Below are 17,028 nucleotides of genomic sequence, written 5' to 3'. Positions count from 1 at the left end.
TTCCGAGGGGGTGATCGGGACAGAACGAAGCCCCCGATCACGGGGGAACAACCGGGGGCTTCGTGTCCGAGGCGGCTCCGAAAAGCCGCACATTGAGAACGTAAGACCTGTACGCCCCCGGGGTCAAGCGGTGTTGAAGCACTTGCGGAAGCGGACTTCCAGCCCCTCAATTCGCGGACATCGAGCCGTCACGGTGCGTGATGATCTGGTCCTGGCCCGCTGTCGCAGAGGGCCCGGGAAGCCAGTCGTACCCCTCACGACGCTCCCGTACCAGGGTGTCGGCGAAGGGCCGGGAGGGGTCCTCGGCGAAGTGGCGAGTCTCCGCCAGAGTCCAGCCGTCCCAGAAATCGGTCTGCTCCGGGCCGTCCCGGTGCCGCCCCCGGGTCCAGGACTCCTCGGGCGCTCGTTCCATCCACAGCAGCCACGCCAGGAACGGCCGCACCACCGCCCTGCCGGCGCCGACGCCCTCGACGAGGACGACCGGGGCCGGCGGCAGTGCGCGGGCCTCGCCGAAGCAGCGGTGGGTCCAGTCGTACGGCATGTACTGCGCGGTCTCGCCCCGGGAGAGCGGTTCCAGGACCTGCCGCCGCAGTCGGCCGGTCCAGGCGAAGAGCTCCTCGTGGGTGGCGAGGTCGTCGAGGTGGAGGACGGGGGCGCCGCCGAGGGCGCCGGCGAGGCGGGCCGCGAGGGTGGACTTCCCGGAGCCGGCGTGGCCGTCGACCGCGACGAGCCGGACCGGTCCGCAGGAGGGCGGGAGCCGGAGCAGGGCGTGTGCCGCGTGGTCGAGGTCGGTCATGGGCCCAGGGTAGGGGAGTCGGGGACCGCCGCAGGTCAGGGAGGTACCACCGTCAGTGGTCGAGACCAATATTGGTTCGGCGACGCGGGGCGAAGTGCTGGCGGACGCCCCGCGCCAGCCGGGATAGTGGGCCCGCGCAGCAGGCCCGTACGCCCACCGTTCTCGACTCGTTCTCGACTGGGGGTCACCGCCCATGACCAGCTCCACCCCGCGCAGAACCGTCCTCGCCGCGGCTCTCGCGGCCGCCGCGGGAACGGCCGCGGCCACCGCCGTCCCCGCCTCGGCGACCGCCCCCGACGGCCCCGCGGCCCCCGACCCCGGCGCGGCGGCCGACCGAGCCGCCCAGGGCCACACACCGGCTCCCGGCCTGGTCGACAACCGCTTCTGGCACTCCTACACCGACTGGAGGTGCGGCAGCGCGGCCGGGACGAAGGCGGTCGCGGGACGCCGCCCCGGGCTGGTGCTCGCCACCCCCGCGGGCCGCACCGAGTACGCCGACCCGCACACGGGCCGGACCTCGGCCTGGGAGTACGCGAGCTGGACCTCGCCCGCGCACACCTCGACCGTGCCCGCCACCGAGGTCATCGCCTCCTGGAACGCCCACACGCCGCCCGGCACCTGGCTCCAGGTCGAGCTGTCCGGCACGTACTCCGACGCCACCGACACCCCCTGGTACGTGCTGGGGCGCTGGGCCTCCGGCGACGGCGACATCCGGCGCACCTCGGTCGACGACCAGACCGACGGCAAGAGCTCCGTCTGGACCGACACCTTCGCCATCGACGACGCGGCGAGCGGCCTCCGGCTGACCTCCTACCGCCTCCGCCTGACGCTGTACCGCACCCCGGGCAGCGGCCTCACCCCCACGGTGTGGCGGCTCGGCGCGATGGCCTCGGACGTCCCGGACCGCTTCACCGTCCCGGCCTCCGAACCCGGACCCGCCCGCGAGCTGACCGTGCCGCGCTACTCGCAGAACACCCACGTCGGGCAGTACCCCGAGTACGACAACGGCGGCGAGGCCTGGTGCAGCCCGACCTCCTCCCAGATGATCGTCGAGTACTGGGGACGCCGCCCCTCGGCCGAACAGCTTGCCTGGGTGAACCCGGACTTCGCCGACCCCCAGGTCTGCCACGCGGCCCGCTTCACCTACGACCACCAGTACGAGGGCTGCGGCAACTGGCCCTTCAACGCCGCCTACGCGGCCACGTACCCCGACATGAACGCCGTGGTCACCCGGCTCCGCTCGCTCACGGAGCTCGAAACCCTGGTCCGGGCGGGCATCCCGGCCATAACGTCCCAGTCCTTCCTCAAGGAGGAACTGACCGGCGCCGGCTACGGCACCTTCGGCCACCTCATGACCGTCATCGGCTTCACGGCGACCGGCGACGTCATCGCCAACGACCCCGCCTCCCCGAGCAACGAGGCGGTCCGCCGGATCTACCCGCGACGCGAGTGGGAGAACATCTGGCTCCGGACCAAGCGCTACAACGCGAGCGGGCGAGTGGTCTCCGGCACAGGCGGGGTCTGCTACCTCTACTTCCCGGACCGTCCTTCGCCCGCCCAGCGCAGGGCCCTCGCGGCCCTCGGCATCGGCTGACCGGGGCGGGCGGCCCCGGGGGACGTGACCGACGTCTCTACCCCGGGGCCGCCCCCGTGCCGCACTGTGGTGGCCATGACCGCAACCACCTACGCCCGATTCCTCTCCCGCGCCCGGACGGGCGGCCCCCGGGACGGAGACGGCCCCAAGATCCTGGAGCACGTGCTCGGCTGGACCCTGGTCGTCGTGCTCGCCGGGTTCGTCACCCGGGCGGGCCTCATGTGACGCAGGCCGTGTGATGCCCCCGGACGGAACGGGCATACTCCCCGCGACCCCGTGCGCGCACGCTCGCGCCGCCCGCCAGGGAGGAGCACCCGGCCATGTCCGAAAGCCCCGCCGGCGGCGTGGAGCGCCGCCTGCCCAGCGACGAGGCCCGGGAGCTGCTCGCCCTGGTCCGTGACATCGCCCGGCGGGAGATCCTCCCGCGCGCCGCGGAGGAGGAGGCGGTGGGCGTGTTCCCCCGCGAGCTCTTCGCGCTGCTCTCCCGGTCGGGGCTGCTCGGACTCCCGTACGACCCGGCGTACGGCGGGGGAGGCCAGCCGTACGAGGTGTATCTGCAGGTCCTGGAGGAGCTCGCCGCCGCCCGGCTCACCGTGGGTCTCGGAGTCAGCGTCCACACCCTCTCCTGCCACGCGCTCGCGGGCTTCGGCACCGAGGACCAGCGGGCCGAGCACCTGCCGGCGATGCTCGGCGGCGGCCTTCTCGGCGCGTACTGCCTCTCCGAACCGTCCGCGGGCTCGGACGCGGCGGCGCTGCGGACCCGGGCCGTCCGGGCCGGCGACCAGTGGGTCATCGACGGCACCAAGGCCTGGATCACCCACGGCGGGATCGCCGACTTCTGCACGGTCATGGCCCGCACCGGCGGTCCGGGGGCGCGCGGCATCAGCGCCTTCCTGGTGCCGGGGGACGCGCCGGGGCTGAGCGCGGCCCGGCCCGAGCGGAAGATGGGCATGAAGGGCTCGCCCACCGCCCAGCTGCACTTCGACGGTGTACGGGTCCCCGACGCGCGGCTCCTCGGGGCGGAGGGGCAGGGTTTCGCCATCGCGCTCGCCGCCCTGGACTCGGGGCGGCTCGGCATCGCCGCCTGCGCGGTCGGGCTCGGCCGGGCGGCGCTGGACGAGGCCGTGGCGTACGCGCGCGAGCGCCGGCAGTTCGGGCGGCCGATCGCCGACTTCCAGGGGCTCCGCTTCCTGCTCGCCGACATGGCGACCCAACTGGAGGCGGGCCGGGCGCTCTGTCTGGAGGCGGCGCGGCTCCGGGACGAGGGGCGGGAGTTCGGGCGGTCCGCGGCCATGGCGAAGCTCTTCTGCACGGACGCCGCGATGCGGATCACGACGGACGCGGTGCAGGTGCTCGGGGGGTACGGCTACACCGCGGACTTCCCGGTGGAGCGGTATCTGCGCGAGGCGAAGATGCTGCAGATCGTCGAGGGGACCAATCAGATCCAGCGGGTGGTCATCGCACGTCACCTCGTCGGACCAGAGTCCCGCTGACGCGTACGGTCCGGTCGGCCCAGACGGGGCCCGCGGCGAGCCGGTTCCACTCCTGGTCGCGGCGGCCGGGGAGGGTGCGGCCCTGGCTGGCCCAGAGGCTGAGGACGTCCTGGTAGATGGGCGGGTCGGCGAGGGCGGGGGCGGGGCCCGGCACGGGCATCGGGACGGGTGCGGGCATCGGGACGGGTGCGGACATCGGGGCCGGCGCCGGGGAGGGTGCGGGCATCGGGGCCGGGGCCGGGGAGGGTGCGGGCATCGGGGCCGGGGCGGGTGCCTGCGGGGGCACCGGCGCCCTATGAGGAACCGATTCTTCACCATGCGGTTCGGCCTGCCGGTGCCGACCGTAGCCGTTGGGAGTCGTGTACAGCGTGGTCATGCCCGGACCAACGCTTTCCGGACGGCCGGGGTCACCGCCGACCGGATTCGTGCGGCAGTTCGCCCGGTACCCGGTGCGCGACTCTGGTCCCCCGGCATTTACCTGACGTACCGTCAGCTCTCATCGCGGAAGCACCCGCCGACGCGGAACCACCCGCCGATCAGGAGGTCAGGCATGTCGGTGAACCGGCAGGTAGAGGACCGGCCCGTCGCGCTCGACGAATACCCCGTGCACCAGGCCCCGCTCTCGATGAAGCACCACGTCAGCAGCGACCGCAACGCCTATGACCGCTGCATCTTCCACGTCTTCGACCACGAGGGCAGGGCCCTTCTCATCGCCGGCCTCGGCGTCTACCCGAACACCGGTGTCATCGACGCCTACGCGACCCTGCGCACCGGCGACCGGCTGCACGCCGTCCGCGCCTCCGACGCCCTCGGCGACGACCGTACGAAGCTCACCGTCGGCCCCCTCACCATCACCGTCGACGAACCCCTCAAGCGCTTCTCCCTCCACTGCGAGGCCGCCCCCGACGACCCCGAAGGGCTCTCCTTCGATCTCACCTGGACCGGCGACTTCCCCGCCGTCTGGGAGCCCCACCACACCCAGCGCCAGGGCGGCCGCCTCACCATCGAAGGCCGCCGCTTCGTCCAGGCCGGGCACTGCGCGGGCACGATCAGGGCCGGCGGCGAGGAGTTCACCGTCATCCAGGGGGAGTGGACCGGAACCCGCGACCGCAGCTGGGGAGTCCGCCCGATACCGGGCGAAGAACCCGGCCGCGCCGCCGAGTTCCGCCCCGAGGGCTTCCACTGGCTCTGGATCCCGATGCGCTTCGAGGACCGCTTCCTCATGGTCATCGCCCAGGAGAACGCCGACGGCTACCGCACGCTCAACGAGGCCCTGCTCGTGCGGAACGGCCACCGTGACACCCAACTCGGCTGGCCCCGCACCGACATCACGTACCGCCCGGGCACCCGCCACCCCGAGCGGGCCGTCGTCCACCTCGCCGACCCGGCCGGGAAGCCGCTGGAGATCGGCGTCGAGATCCTCGCCTCCTCGCCCCTCGCCGTCGGCGCCGGCTACCCGCCCGCCACCGACTGGCAGCACGGCACCTGGCAGGGCCGCGGCTGGACCGACCGGCGCGTCTACGACCTCTCCGACCCGTCCGCGCACCCCATGGCCGCCTACGGGGTCACCGACCACGCCGCCCGCTTCACCCTCGACGGCCACACCGGCTACGGCATCTTCGAGCACGGCTCCTTCGGCCGCCACGACCCCAGCGGCTTCGCCGACCACACCTCGACGGCCCGCTGAGGAGGCTGACATGGCGACCGCGCCCCGTCCCCGCACCAGCACCCGCGACCCCGAGGAGCTCGGCCGGCGGCTCACCGCCTGGCTGGACCGGCACCTCCCCGGCGCCCGCGTCACCGGCCTCGCCGTGCCCGGGTCCAACGGCATGTCCAGCGAGACCCTGCTCTTCGACCTGGACCACCCCGACGCCTCCGTGCGCGGCTGCGCCCTGCGGCTGGCCGCCGACCCCGCCGCGTACACCGTCTTCCCCGTCTACGACATGGCACGGCAGCACCGCGTGATGCACCTGGTCGGCGAGTACACCGACGTCCCCGTGCCGCGCGTGCTGTGGCTGGAGGAGGACCCGGAACCGCTCGGCGCCCCCTTCTTCGTGATGGCCCGCGCCGAGGGCCGGGTGCCGCCGGACGTCATGCCCTACACGTACGAGGGGAACTGGCTGCACGCCGCCACCGACACCGAACGCGCCCTCCTGGAGGACGAGTCCGTCGCCGTACTGGCTCGACTGCACGACCAGTTCCCCGCGAAGGAGGCCGAGTTCCTGCTGCCCGACGGCGCGGGCACCCCGCTGCGCCGCCACGTCGACGCCCAACGCGCCTATTACGCCTGGGTGGTGGAGGGGATCGCCCCCTCGCCGCTCATCGAGTCCGCCTTCGACTGGCTGGAGGCGCACTGGCCGGCGGACGAGGGCCCGGCCGTCCTCGGCTGGGGCGACGCCCGGATCGGGAACATCGTCTACGACGGCTTCACGCCCGCCGCCGTCCTCGACTGGGAGATGGCGTCCTGCGTCCCGCGCGAGGTCGACCTCGGCTGGACGGTCTACCTCGCGCGCTTCTTCCAGGACCTGACGGTCTCCTTCGGGCAGCCGGGCCTGCCCGACTTCCTGCGCCGCGACGCGATCGAGCGGCGGTACGCGGAACTGACCGGGCACACCCCGCGCGACATGGAGTTCCACACGCTCTACGCGGCGCTGCGGCACGCGATCGTGATGCTCAGGATCGCTTACAGGCAGGCCCACTTCGGAGAGGTCGAGGTGCCCGCCGACCCGGACGCTCTCATCCTGCACCACGCCACGCTCGCGGCGATGGTGCGGGGAAGCTACTGGTGAGGCGGGCGCCCGCAGCGGGCGCCGCCGATCACGAGACAGGGCCTGTCTCGTGGATCAGGCTCTAGGGGGTGTCTTGTCGATCACGCCGCGAGCCCGGCCTGATCGGCAAGACACCCCCTAGGCGGCGCGCCGCATCTGGGGCACCCGCAGCGGGCGCGAGCCCGGACCGCCGACGTGCGAGAAGGGCTGCGTCCGCCAGTCGAGCCCCTGGGGGAGCGTCAGGAGCAGCGCGGTGTCCTGCTCCTGGACCTCCAGGCTGTCGTCCGCCGGGCGGGCCGCGGACGCCGGCAGGCCGGTGCCCCGGCAGACCGTCAGGACGAAGGGGTTCCACGGCGTGGGGCACTGGGCGTGCTCGGGCAGCACGTCCTCGTCGGCGAGCAGCGCGATCGGCTGCACGCACTCCGGGCAGACGACCCGGAACATCTCAAAAGTGTCGTACGCGTCGAGCTCGTCGAACGTGTCGACGGATTCAACAGGATCCTGCATGGAGAATCTCCCCCTCGGGTGCGTCGGCCGGGTCTGTGACGGCCTCGACCACAGCAAGCACTTCCCATGCGGAACTCCGCATAACCGTGAGCCGGGACCCCGGGCCGGGTGCAAACCTGTGGCGTTCGTCACATGCCCGTCGCAGGTGCCCCGTGACCGCCCATAGCGCCCTATACAGGTCGGCCCCGGTTGCCCCATGGCGCTCGCGGCGCACTAGGGTCACCGCATGGAGGAGCTGGATCGTCAGATCGTCGAGTTGCTCGTCAAGGATGGGCGCATGAGCTACACCGACCTGGGCAAGGCCACCGGCCTGTCCACCTCGGCAGTGCATCAGCGCGTCCGCCGGCTCGAGCAGCGCGGAGTCATCCGCGGCTATGCCGCCGTCGTCGACCCGGAGGCCGTGGGTCTGCCGCTCACCGCCTTCATCTCGGTCAAACCCTTCGACCCGAGCGCCCCCGACGACACCCCGGACCGGCTCGCCGACATCCCGGAGATCGAGGCCTGCCACAGCGTCGCGGGCGAGGAGAACTACATCCTCAAGGTCCGGGTCGCGACGCCGCTGGAGTTGGAGCACCTGCTCAGCCGCATCCGCTCGCAGGCCGGGGTGTCCAGCCGCACGACCGTCGTCCTGTCCACCCCGTACGAGGCCCGACCGCCCCGCATCTGACCGCGCGCCACCCGCCGGGGGGGACCTGCCGGACAAACCGGGTCCCCGCACGGCCTAGCCTGGTCGCATGAGTGAGTCCGCGTCCGCAGTGTCCCCCGCCTCCGCCGCCGAGCAGCGCACGGTGCTGCTGCGCGGCGGAGAAGTCCACAGCCCCGCCGATCCCTTCGCCACCGCCATGGTGGTGGAGCGCGGGCACGTCGCCTGGGTGGGCTCGGAGGGCGCGGCCGACGCCTTCGCCTCCGGCGTGGACGAGGTCGTCGACCTGGAGGGCGCGCTCGTCACCCCGGCGTTCGTCGACGCGCACGTCCACACCACGGCCAGCGGCTTCGCCCTCACCGGCCTCGACCTGTCCTCCGCCGCCTCGCTCGCCGAGGCGGCGGAGCTGATCCGGATCCACGCCGCGGCCCGCCCCGCGGACCGCATCCTCATCGGCCACGGCTGGGACGCCTCCCGCTGGCCCGAGCGCCGCCCGCTCACCCGGGACGAGCTCGACGGGCTCGCCGGCGGCCGTCCGCTCTATCTGACCCGGATCGACGTCCACTCGGCCGTCGTCACGACCGCCCTCCTCGACCTCGTCCCCGGCGTCCGCGACCTCGACGGCTTCCACGACGGCCAGCGGCCGCTCACGGGTGACGCACATCACGCCGTCCGCGCCGCCGCCTTCGCCGCCGTCTCCCCGGCGCAGCGCACGGAGGCACAGCGCGCCGCCCGGAGCCACGCCGCCTCCCTCGGCATCGGCACCCTGCACGAGTGCGGCGGCCTCCAGATCTCCTCCGAGGCGGACTTCACGGGCCTCATGGACCTCGCCCGCGCCGAGGCCGGGCCCCGGGTCGTGGGCTACTGGGCGGACCTCGACATCGAGCGCGCGCGGGCCCTGGGCGCCCTCGGAGCGGCCGGCGACCTCTTCGCCGACGGCTCCCTCGGCTCCCACACCGCCTGCCTCCACGAGCCGTACGCGGACCACGCGGCCCACGCCGGCACCGCCCCGACGGGGGCCGCCCACCTGGACGCGCACGCCGTCGCCGCCCACGTCGTGGCCTGCACCGAGGCGGGCCTCCAGGCCGGCTTCCACGCCATCGGGGACGCCGCCCTCACCGCCGTCGTCGAGGGCATCCGCGCGGCCGCCGAGAAGCTCGGCCTCGCCCGGATCCGCGCCGCCCGGCACCGCGTCGAGCACGCCGAGATGCTCACCCCCGAGACGATCGCCGCCTTCGCCGAACTGGGCCTCACCGCGTCCGTCCAGCCCTCCTTCGACGCGCTCTGGGGCGGCGAGGAGGGCATGTACGCCGACCGGCTCGGCGCCGAGCGGGCCAGGACCCTCAACCCTTACGCGGCGCTGCTGCGCGCCGGTGTGCCGCTGGCCTTCGGCTCCGACAGCCCGGTCACCCCGCTCGACCCGTGGGGCACGGTCCGCGCGGCCGCCTTCCACCACACCCCCGAGCACCGGATCTCCGTACGGGCCGCCTTCACCGCCCACACCCGGGGCGGCTGGCGGGCCGTGGGCCGCGACGACGCCGGGACGCTCGTCCCCGGCGCCCCCGCCGACTACGCGGTCTGGCGCACCGGCGAACTCCTCGTCCAGGCCCCCGACGACCGGGTGGCCCGCTGGTCCACCGACCCCCGCTCCGGCACGCCCGGTCTGCCCGATCTGTCGCCCGGAGCGGAGCTCCCGGTCTGCCTGCGCACGGTCGTGTACGGACAGACGGTGTTCGTACGGCCGAACGAGTGATGTAGGGATATTTCCGACCCCCGCGCACCGCTCCGTACGCTTGTCCCCGACCTGCGGATCTTCCTCTCCGGCCTGGCCTTTTGTGGAGTCTTCGCAGGTCAAGCGGGTGTTGACAGCTGACGGTCGGGGGCGGGTAGGTTCGCCGGGTCCACCACAGGACGTCCGACCGGTTCACACCGCCCCGCAGTCGCCGACCGCCGCCCGCGCCTCGGCCGCGAGGGAAGGTTTCTCCGGCGGAAGGTGCGACCCGGGTGGGGCCCGGACGTTCAGTAGACAACGGCTCTCGGTCGACCCGCAGCCAGCGGATCCCAGGTCGGACCGAAGGACGTCGGGCCCCGCACCGCACGGCAACCGCCCCCATATGTCCCGTAACCGCACGACCACCGCGCCGGAGCACTCCGGGGACCTCGCTATGGTGGGGTACTCGTATGTATCCGAAGGGGCAGTAGTGAACGACGGTGGCCAGAGGCGTTACGGCCCGCTCGGCAAGGCCTTGGTGATCATTCCGACCTACAACGAGGCGGAGAACATCAAGCCGATCGTCGCGCGGGTGCGGGAAGCCGTACCCGAGGCGCACGTTCTCGTCGCGGACGACAACAGCCCCGACGGTACGGGCAAGTTCGCGGACGAGATCTCCGCCGAGGACGATCACGTCCACGTCCTGCACCGGAAGGGCAAGGAGGGGCTCGGCGCCGCCTACCTCGCCGGCTTCCGCTGGGGCATCGAGCACGGCTACGGCGTCCTCGTGGAGATGGACGCGGACGGCTCGCACCAGCCCGAGGAGCTGCCGCGGCTGCTCACCGCCCTCAAGGGCGCGGACCTGGTCCTCGGCTCCCGCTGGGTGCCGGGCGGGCGCATCGTGAACTGGCCCAAGTCCCGCGAGTTCATCTCCCGGGGCGGCAGCCTCTACTCCCGCGTGATGCTCGACGTGCCGATCCGTGACGTCACCGGCGGCTACCGGGCCTTCCGCAAGGAGACCCTGGAGGGCCTGGGCCTGGAGGACGTGGCCTCCGCGGGCTACTGCTTCCAGGTCGACCTGGCCCGTCGCGCGGTCGCCGCCGGCTTCCATGTCGTCGAGGTCCCGATCACCTTCGTGGAGCGGGAGATCGGCGACTCCAAGATGAGCCGGAACATCGTCGTCGAGGCGCTGTGGCGGGTCACCGGCTGGGGCCTCACGGCGCGGGCGGAGAAGGTCGGCAAGCTGCTCGGCCGCAAGCCCTCCTGACCACTTCCCGGGAGTCCTGCCCCCGTCGCGCGTACTGATCCTTTCTTTACGACGTTCCGGCGGGGTGCCAGGCACACTGGGAGCCATGACGACCGGCGCACCGCCTCCTCTCGCCCCCAAGCGCTCCCGCGCGCGCACCCTCGTTCCCCTCGCCGTCGCCGCGTGGCTGGTCCTGGAGATCTGGCTGCTGACGGTGGTGGCGAACGCGACGGGCGCGCTGACCGTGCTCGCCCTGCTCATCGGCGGCGCCGTCCTCGGCGCCACCGTCGTGAAGCGGGCGGGCCGACGCGCCTTCCGGAACCTCACCACGACCTTCCAGCAGGCCCAGGCGGCCGCCCAGACGGGGCAGGCGCCCTCGCCGGACGAGCGGGCCGGCGCGGAGGACCGCAACGGCTTCCTCATGCTCGGCGGTCTGCTCCTGATGATCCCCGGCCTCGTCTCGGACGCGGCCGGACTCCTGCTGCTGATCCCGCAGGTCCGCTCCCTTCTCGGGCGGTACGCGGAGAAGGCCGTCGAGCGCCGGATGACCGCGGCGCCTCCCGGCAGCCTCCAGGACGCCTTCCAGCAGGCGCGCATCCACCGCCCGGGCGGAAAGGTCGTCCAGGGCGAGGTCGTCCGCGAGGACGCGGGCCAGGGCCCGCGTCGGGCCGAGGAGCCCCGCCCGCCCCTGCTGCCGTAACCGGCGCCGTACTCGCTCCGCGCATCCTTCCTGGGTGCGCGGAGCTTCTCTTGGACGTAGACGTAGACGTAGACGCGGAAACGCCGCGGGGCCCGGTACACGATGTGTGTACCGGGCCCCGCGGCGTCGTTCGACCGGTGGTCCGCTAGGCGGACTTGCGGCTGTCGCGCGGATGCACGGCGATGTTCATGGCGCCGGAGCGCAGAACGGCCAGCCTCTCGGCGAGGACCTCCTCCAGCTCCTCGCGGGTTCGCCGCTCCATGAGCATGTCCCAGTGCGTACGCGCAGGCTTGCCCTTCTTCTCCTCAGGTCCGTCCCCGTCCACCAGGAGTGCCTGGATTCCGCAGACCTTGCATTCCCACTCCGGCGGAATCTCCGCCTCCACCGAGAAGGGCATCTCAAAACGATGGCCCTTCTCGCATGCGTACTCCACGGCCTGGCGCGGAGCCAGATCGATGCCGCGGTCGGTCTCGTAGCTGGTCACCACGAGGCGCGTGCCGCGAAGAGCTCGCTCACTCATGAATCGTGCCTCCCGGGCTTGTCGCCCACAGGACAGGTGTCGCTGTCGTCGTTATCCGGTCAACGTCCGGTCGGCGGTAAAGATTCCCGTGCCGGGTCATGCGTCGCCCGTCGTGCCGCCCCTTGTTGTACCCACCAGTGCCCGTTTTGTCACATCTGACATCAGATGTGACTCACTGTCTTCACCAAAGCAGCACGCAGTAACGGTCCGCCTGGCAGGCCAAAGGCGTACACTACCGGCCTTTCACTGCCGCGTCTAAATTCGCTCCGGCAGCGGGTTGCCCGCCTCCTCCACCGCGCGCCGCACCGGGACCCGGGCGAGCAGGACGAAGCCGACAGCGAAGAAGATCACGAGAGAGATGATGGCATCCCGATAGCTCCCGGTCAGCTGATACGCGAGACCGAACACGAGTGGACCCAGCCAGCTCAGTCCACGGTCGCTCATCTCGTAGGCCGAGAAGTACTCCGCTTCCTTGCCGCGCGGCACCAGATGCGAGAACAGCGAGCGCGACAGGGCCTGGCTGCCGCCCAGGACCAGACCGATCCCGGCCGCCAGGAAGTAGAAGAACACGGGCGCGTCGGCCGGCAGGAAGTATCCCGCCGCGAGGATCAGCGTCCAGACCACGAGCGAGGCGAGAATCGTCCGCTTGGCGCCGTGCGTCCGGGCGAGTCGCCCCATCCCCAGAGCACCCGCCACAGCGAGCACCTGGACCAGCAGCACCGCCGTGATCAGGGTCGTCTGGTCGAGGCCCAGTTCCTCCGAGCCGTACACCGAGGCCTGCGAGATCACCGTCTGCACGCCGTCGTTGTAGACCAGATAGGCGAGCAGGAAGGAGAGCGTCAGCGGATACCGGCGCATGTCCTTGAGGGTCGCGCGCAACTGCCGCCAGCCGCCGCCGACCGCCCCCGCCCTGCCGCCCCCGCCCCCGTCCCCCGGCGCGTCCGTGCGGACGTGCCGGTCGCGCAGCCGCCGCAGCGGTACGAGGGTGAAGGCGCCCCACCACAGGCCGGCCGAGGCGAGACAGATCCGGATGGCCTCGCCCTCGGTGAGGCCGAAGGAGTCGTGGCCCGAGTACAGGACCAGGTTCAGGACGAGGACCAGCGCGCCGGACGTGTAGCCGAAGGCCCAGCCGCGCGAGGAGACCTTGTCCCGCTCGTCCGGCTCGGCGATCTGCGGCAGATAGGCGTTGTAGAGCACCATCGACACCGCGAGTGAGGCGTTCGCCACGATCAGCAGGAACGCGCCCAGGAGGTAGCGCTCGCCCGCGAGGAAGAACATCCCCGCCGTGGCCGCGGCCCCCAGGTACGCCGCCGCCGCGAGCAGCGGCTTCTTCCGGCCCGTACGGTCGGCCACCGCGCCCACCAGGGGCATCACCAGCACCGCGACCACGATCGAGGCCGACACGGCGTACGCGAAGAGGGAGCCCGCCCGTACGGGGATCCCGAGCGGGTGCACGTAGCCCTCGGCGTCGGCCGCCGCCCGCGCCACCGCGGTCAGGTAGGGGCCGAGGAAGACGGTCACCACGCTCGTCGAGTACACGGAGCACGCGAAGTCGTAGAAGTACCAGCCGTGCTGCTCGCGCCGTCGTTCGGCGGGACCGGAGGCGTACTCCTCCGGTTCGGTGGTGTCTGCGGTCAAGGCCGCGCCCCCTCGCTCGTCCCCGTGATCCGCCCCGCGCCGGCTCGACGCGCGCTCAGACCCACGCCCCCCGCTCGGTCAGCACCGAGCGCAGCGTCTCCAGATGATCGGTCATGATGCCATCCACCCCCAGGTCGAGGAGAGAGTTCATCCGGTCCGGATCGTTCACGGTCCAGACGTGGACCTGGAGCCCGCGCGCGTGCGCCTCCCGCACGAAGCGGCGGTCGACCACCGGGACGCCGGCCTGGCGCTCGGGGACCTGCGCCGCCACGGCGCCCGCCCGGACCGCCGCCGGGACGCCCAGGGAGCGCAGCCGCAGTCCGACGATCCCGCGCACCCCGTACGAGGTGGCGAGCCGGGGGCCCGCGAGCCGCTGGGCCCGGGCCACCCGGGACTCCGTGAAGGACCCCACGCACACCCGGTCCCAGGCGCCGGTCCGCCGGACCAGGTCCACCAGCGGCTCCAGGGCCGACTCGGTCTTGAGGTCCACGTTCCAGCGGGCCTCCGGGAACTCCTCCAGGAGGTCGGCGAAGAGCGGCAGCGGCTCCTGGCCCGCCACACGGGCCTCGCGCACCGCCGCCCACGGAAGGTCGCGGATACGGCCGGAGACGTCCGTCACCCGGTCGAGGGTCGAGTCGTGGAAGGCGACGAGCGCGCCGTCCGCCGTCGTGTGCACATCGGTCTCGAAGTAGCGGTAGCCCGCCGCGGAGGCCCGGCGGAAGGCGGCCGCGGTGTTCTCCAGGCCGTTCGCCGTGCCGCCACGGTGGGCGAAGGCGAGGGGGGAGGGGTGGTCGAGGTAGGGGTGGCGTACGCGAGTCACGGGCGCAGTATGGCCTGTCCCGGTGTCCCAGGGGTGTCCCAGGGCCTGTCCGGCCATGATCGGCCGGGCAGGACCTAGGGGGTGTCGTCAAATTCCCGTCTGCCCCGCGGCGTCTGGCACGCACTCTCGCCGCACCGGGAGAAAGCCCACGTACGTCCAGTACGTGGGCTTCCACCCGGCACGCCGAGAGCACGCACCAGACGCCGCGGGGCAGACGGGAATTTGACGACACCCCCTAGGGGCTGACGGACGTCGGCAGGGTGGTGGTCGGGGAGCGGGCCGGCTCCGGTCGGGGCGCGGGCTCGGGTACGGCGAACCACCGTAGGAAGTACTGGGCGAGCGGGCCGATCGCCAGCGCGTACAGGACCGTGCCGACGCCGACCGAACCGCCGAGCGCGAAGCCGGTCGCGACGACGGCCACCTCGATCGCCGTCCGCACCAGCCGGATCGACCGGCCGGTGAGCCGGTGCAGACCGGTCATCAGCCCGTCGCGCGGACCGGGGCCGAACCGCGCCGCGATGTACAGGCCGGTGGCGACGCCGTTCAGGACGATGCCGAGCGCGAGCAGCGGCACCTGCCCGGCCAGGCCGTGGACGTCCGGGACCAGCGCCAGGGTGCCGTCCATCGCCACGCCGATCACGAAGACGTTGGAGACGGTGCCGAGACCCGGCTTCTGCCGGATCGGGATCCACAGGAGCAGCACCGCCGCCCCGACCACGATCGACACCACACCGATGGTCAGTCCGGTCTTCTCGGCGAGACCCTGGTGGAGGACGCCCCAGGGCTCCAGGCCGAGCCCGCTGCGCACCAGGAGCGCCGAGCTCACCCCGTACAGCGTCAGGCCGACATACAGCTGGACGAGCCGACGGGTGAGGTGCCGGCCGTGGAGGCCGGAGGCGATGGACAAGGGACTGCCCTCCCAGGGTGGTGGTAGTGGACTGGCTCATGACACTCTGTGGCGGGGTATCCGGTGCCAACCATGGCCAATTCGATGAAGGTGGACTGATTTCGATGGCTCAGTGGACTTCGGCGGTGGGGCCGGCTCAGCTCGCCCGGCAGCTCCAGGCGCAGCAGCCGAGGCCCGCGGGACCCGGCGCCCGCAAGCCGCCCGCCTACCGCGCCCTCGCCGACGGCATCCGCCTCCTCGTCCTGGAGGGCCGCGTCCCCGTCGCCGCCCGCCTGCCCGCCGAGCGGGAACTCGCCGTCGCCCTGACCGTCAGCCGCACGACGGTGGCCGCGGCCTACGAGGCGCTGCGCGCCGAGGGCTTCCTGGAGTCCCGCCGCGGGGCCGGGAGCTGGACGGCCGTGCCGGCCGGGAACCCGCTGCCCGCGCGCGGCCTCGAACCGTTGCCCCCGGAGGCCCTCGGCTCGATGATCGACCTCGGCTGCGCGGCGCTCCCCGCGCCCGAGCCCTGGCTCACCCGGGGCGTCCAGGGCGCCCTGGAGGAGCTGCCCCCCTACGCCCACACGCACGGCGACTACCCGGCCGGACTGCCCGCGCTCCGCCAGATGCTCGCCGACCGCTACACGGCGCGGGGCATCCCGACCATGCCCGAGCAGATCATGGTGACGACCGGGGCCATGGGCGCCATCGACGCCATCTGCCACCTCTTCGCGGGGCGGGGCGAGCGCATCGCCGTCGAGTCGCCCTCGTACGCCAACATCCTCCAGCTGATGCGGGAGGCCGGGGCCCGGCTCGTCCCCGTCGCCATGTCCGAGGGGCTCGGCAGCTGGGACATGGGCCGCTGGCGCCAGGTGCTGCGGGACGCGGCGCCCCGCCTGGCGTACGTGGTCGCCGACTTCCACAACCCGACCGGCGCGCTGGCGGACGAGGACCAGCGACGGCAGCTCGTGGACGCGGCCCGCTCGGCGGGCACGGTCCTCGTCGTCGACGAGACCATGACCGAGCTGCACCTCGACGACGACGTGCAGATGCCCCGGCCGGTCTGCGCCTTCGACCCGGCGGGCTCGACGGTCCTGACGGTCGGCTCGGCCAGCAAGGCCTTCTGGGCCGGCATGCGGATCGGCTGGGTCAGGGCCGCGCCCGACGTCATCCGCTCCCTCGTGGCCGCGCGCGCCTACGCGGACCTCGGCACCCCCGTACTGGAACAGCTCGGCGTGAACTGGCTGATGGGGACCGGCGGCTGGGAGGAGGCAGTGAGCCTCCGGCGCGCACAGGCGCGCGAGAACCGGGACGCGCTCGTCGCCGCGGTCCGCAGGGAGCTGCCCGAATGGGAGTTCTCGGTGCCGCAGGGCGGCCTGACGCTCTGGGTCCGCACCGGCGGGCTCTCCGGGTCCAGGCTGGCCGAGGCGGGCGAGCGCGTGGGCGTCCGGGTCCCCTCGGGTCCGCGCTTCGGCGTGGACGGCGCCTTCGAGGGCTTCGTCCGGCTGCCCTTCACGGTCGGCGGCGCGGTCGCCGACGAGGCCGCCGTCCGCCTCGCCGCCGCGGCGCGCCTGGTGGAGTCGGGCATGGGCGGGGGAGTGGAGTCGCCCCGCTCGTTCGTGGCGTAGGGCCCAGGAGAGCAGAGGACAGGCCGAGAGGCCGGTACGGACCCCGGGTCCGCACCGGCCTCTCGGCCTGTCGGCGGTGCG

General features: G+C 72.9%; 17 protein-coding genes. 10 read left to right on the top strand and 7 right to left on the bottom strand.

Features of this window, described 5'->3' with window-relative positions:
* Positions 1–166: 166 nt before the first annotated feature.
* Positions 167–796: a uridine kinase family protein gene (locus IE124_RS30490; RefSeq protein ID WP_189512596.1), complete on the bottom strand. Its 630-nt coding sequence runs from the start codon at positions 794–796 to the stop codon at positions 167–169.
* 193 nt (positions 797–989) lie between these two features.
* Here IE124_RS30490 and IE124_RS30485 point away from each other — a divergent pair, with 193 nt between their 5' ends.
* The 3 genes from IE124_RS30485 (at position 990) to IE124_RS30475 (ending at position 3,883) form a co-directional block, all read left to right on the top strand.
* Positions 990–2,390, top strand: a complete 1,401-nt coding sequence (locus IE124_RS30485; RefSeq protein ID WP_189512593.1) for a C39 family peptidase — start codon at positions 990–992, stop codon at positions 2,388–2,390.
* Positions 2,391–2,465: 75 nt separating this feature from the next.
* Positions 2,466–2,615 carry an SCO1431 family membrane protein gene (locus IE124_RS30480; protein WP_189512589.1) on the top strand — a complete coding sequence of 50 codons (150 nt, stop codon included), beginning with the start codon at positions 2,466–2,468 and terminating at the stop codon, positions 2,613–2,615.
* A gap of 95 nt (positions 2,616–2,710) precedes the next feature.
* On the top strand, positions 2,711–3,883 hold the full coding sequence (locus IE124_RS30475) for an acyl-CoA dehydrogenase family protein (protein ID WP_189512586.1): 1,173 nt from the start codon (positions 2,711–2,713) through the stop codon (positions 3,881–3,883).
* Here the strand turns inward: IE124_RS30475 and IE124_RS30470 are convergent.
* On the bottom strand, positions 3,846–4,079 hold the full coding sequence (locus IE124_RS30470) for a hypothetical protein (RefSeq protein WP_229833034.1): 234 nt from the start codon (positions 4,077–4,079) through the stop codon (positions 3,846–3,848). The genes IE124_RS30475 and IE124_RS30470 overlap by 38 nt on opposite strands.
* Before the next feature lie 354 nt (positions 4,080–4,433).
* Here IE124_RS30470 and IE124_RS30465 point away from each other — a divergent pair, with 354 nt between their 5' ends.
* Complete coding sequence (locus tag IE124_RS30465; protein WP_189512583.1) at positions 4,434–5,570, top strand: Rv3169 family protein; 1,137 nt, start codon at positions 4,434–4,436, stop codon at positions 5,568–5,570.
* Between the two features lie 10 nt (positions 5,571–5,580).
* Positions 5,581–6,672 (top strand): phosphotransferase family protein, encoded by a 1,092-nt coding sequence (locus tag IE124_RS30460; RefSeq protein ID WP_189512579.1) that lies wholly within the window; start codon positions 5,581–5,583, stop codon positions 6,670–6,672.
* Between the two features lie 117 nt (positions 6,673–6,789).
* On the opposite strand, the gene IE124_RS30455 is transcribed toward IE124_RS30460, so the two are convergent.
* Positions 6,790–7,158, bottom strand: coding sequence for a hypothetical protein (locus tag IE124_RS30455; protein ID WP_189512576.1), 369 nt, complete (start codon positions 7,156–7,158; stop codon positions 6,790–6,792).
* A 226-nt stretch (positions 7,159–7,384) separates the two neighbouring features.
* Here IE124_RS30455 and IE124_RS30450 point away from each other — a divergent pair, with 226 nt between their 5' ends.
* The 4 genes from IE124_RS30450 to fxsA all read left to right on the top strand — a co-directional run bounded on the left by IE124_RS30450 (position 7,385) and on the right by fxsA (position 11,458).
* Positions 7,385–7,825, top strand: coding sequence for an Lrp/AsnC family transcriptional regulator (locus tag IE124_RS30450; RefSeq protein WP_024760806.1), 441 nt, complete (start codon positions 7,385–7,387; stop codon positions 7,823–7,825).
* A gap of 67 nt (positions 7,826–7,892) precedes the next feature.
* Positions 7,893–9,554: an amidohydrolase gene (locus tag IE124_RS30445; RefSeq protein ID WP_189512574.1), complete on the top strand. Its 1,662-nt coding sequence runs from the start codon at positions 7,893–7,895 to the stop codon at positions 9,552–9,554.
* A gap of 412 nt (positions 9,555–9,966) precedes the next feature.
* A complete protein-coding gene (locus IE124_RS30440; RefSeq protein WP_189512703.1) occupies positions 9,967–10,779 on the top strand; it encodes a polyprenol monophosphomannose synthase in 813 nt (270 codons plus the stop codon).
* An 85-nt stretch (positions 10,780–10,864) separates the two neighbouring features.
* Positions 10,865–11,458: an FxsA family membrane protein gene (gene fxsA / locus IE124_RS30435; protein WP_189512571.1), complete on the top strand. Its 594-nt coding sequence runs from the start codon at positions 10,865–10,867 to the stop codon at positions 11,456–11,458.
* A 145-nt stretch (positions 11,459–11,603) separates the two neighbouring features.
* On the opposite strand, the gene IE124_RS30430 is transcribed toward fxsA, so the two are convergent.
* The 4 genes from IE124_RS30430 to yczE form a co-directional block, all read right to left on the bottom strand.
* The gene (locus IE124_RS30430) at positions 11,604–11,978 is read right to left on the bottom strand and encodes an RNA polymerase-binding protein RbpA (protein WP_015032218.1); all 375 of its coding nucleotides are present in this window, start codon (positions 11,976–11,978) and stop codon (positions 11,604–11,606) included.
* A gap of 255 nt (positions 11,979–12,233) precedes the next feature.
* Complete coding sequence (locus tag IE124_RS30425; RefSeq protein ID WP_189512568.1) at positions 12,234–13,616, bottom strand: MFS transporter; 1,383 nt, start codon at positions 13,614–13,616, stop codon at positions 12,234–12,236.
* Between the two features lie 55 nt (positions 13,617–13,671).
* Positions 13,672–14,436, bottom strand: coding sequence for a glycerophosphodiester phosphodiesterase family protein (locus IE124_RS30420; protein ID WP_189512565.1), 765 nt, complete (start codon positions 14,434–14,436; stop codon positions 13,672–13,674).
* A 235-nt stretch (positions 14,437–14,671) separates the two neighbouring features.
* Complete coding sequence (gene yczE, locus IE124_RS30415) at positions 14,672–15,343, bottom strand: membrane protein YczE (RefSeq protein ID WP_189512561.1); 672 nt, start codon at positions 15,341–15,343, stop codon at positions 14,672–14,674.
* 104 nt (positions 15,344–15,447) lie between these two features.
* On the opposite strand from yczE, the gene IE124_RS30410 reads away from it, so the two are divergent.
* Entirely contained in the window at positions 15,448–16,947 is a 1,500-nt protein-coding gene (locus tag IE124_RS30410) for an SCO1417 family PLP biosynthesis transcription factor (protein ID WP_189512559.1), read from the top strand.
* Positions 16,948–17,028: the final 81 nt, after the last annotated feature.

The organism is Streptomyces narbonensis (assembly GCF_014649015.1).
In the GTDB taxonomy this organism is placed as follows: Bacteria; Actinomycetota; Actinomycetes; order Streptomycetales; family Streptomycetaceae; genus Streptomyces; species Streptomyces narbonensis.
Note: the sequence above shows the minus strand (reverse complement) of the source record. Positions and strands in the feature narration are given on the sequence as shown.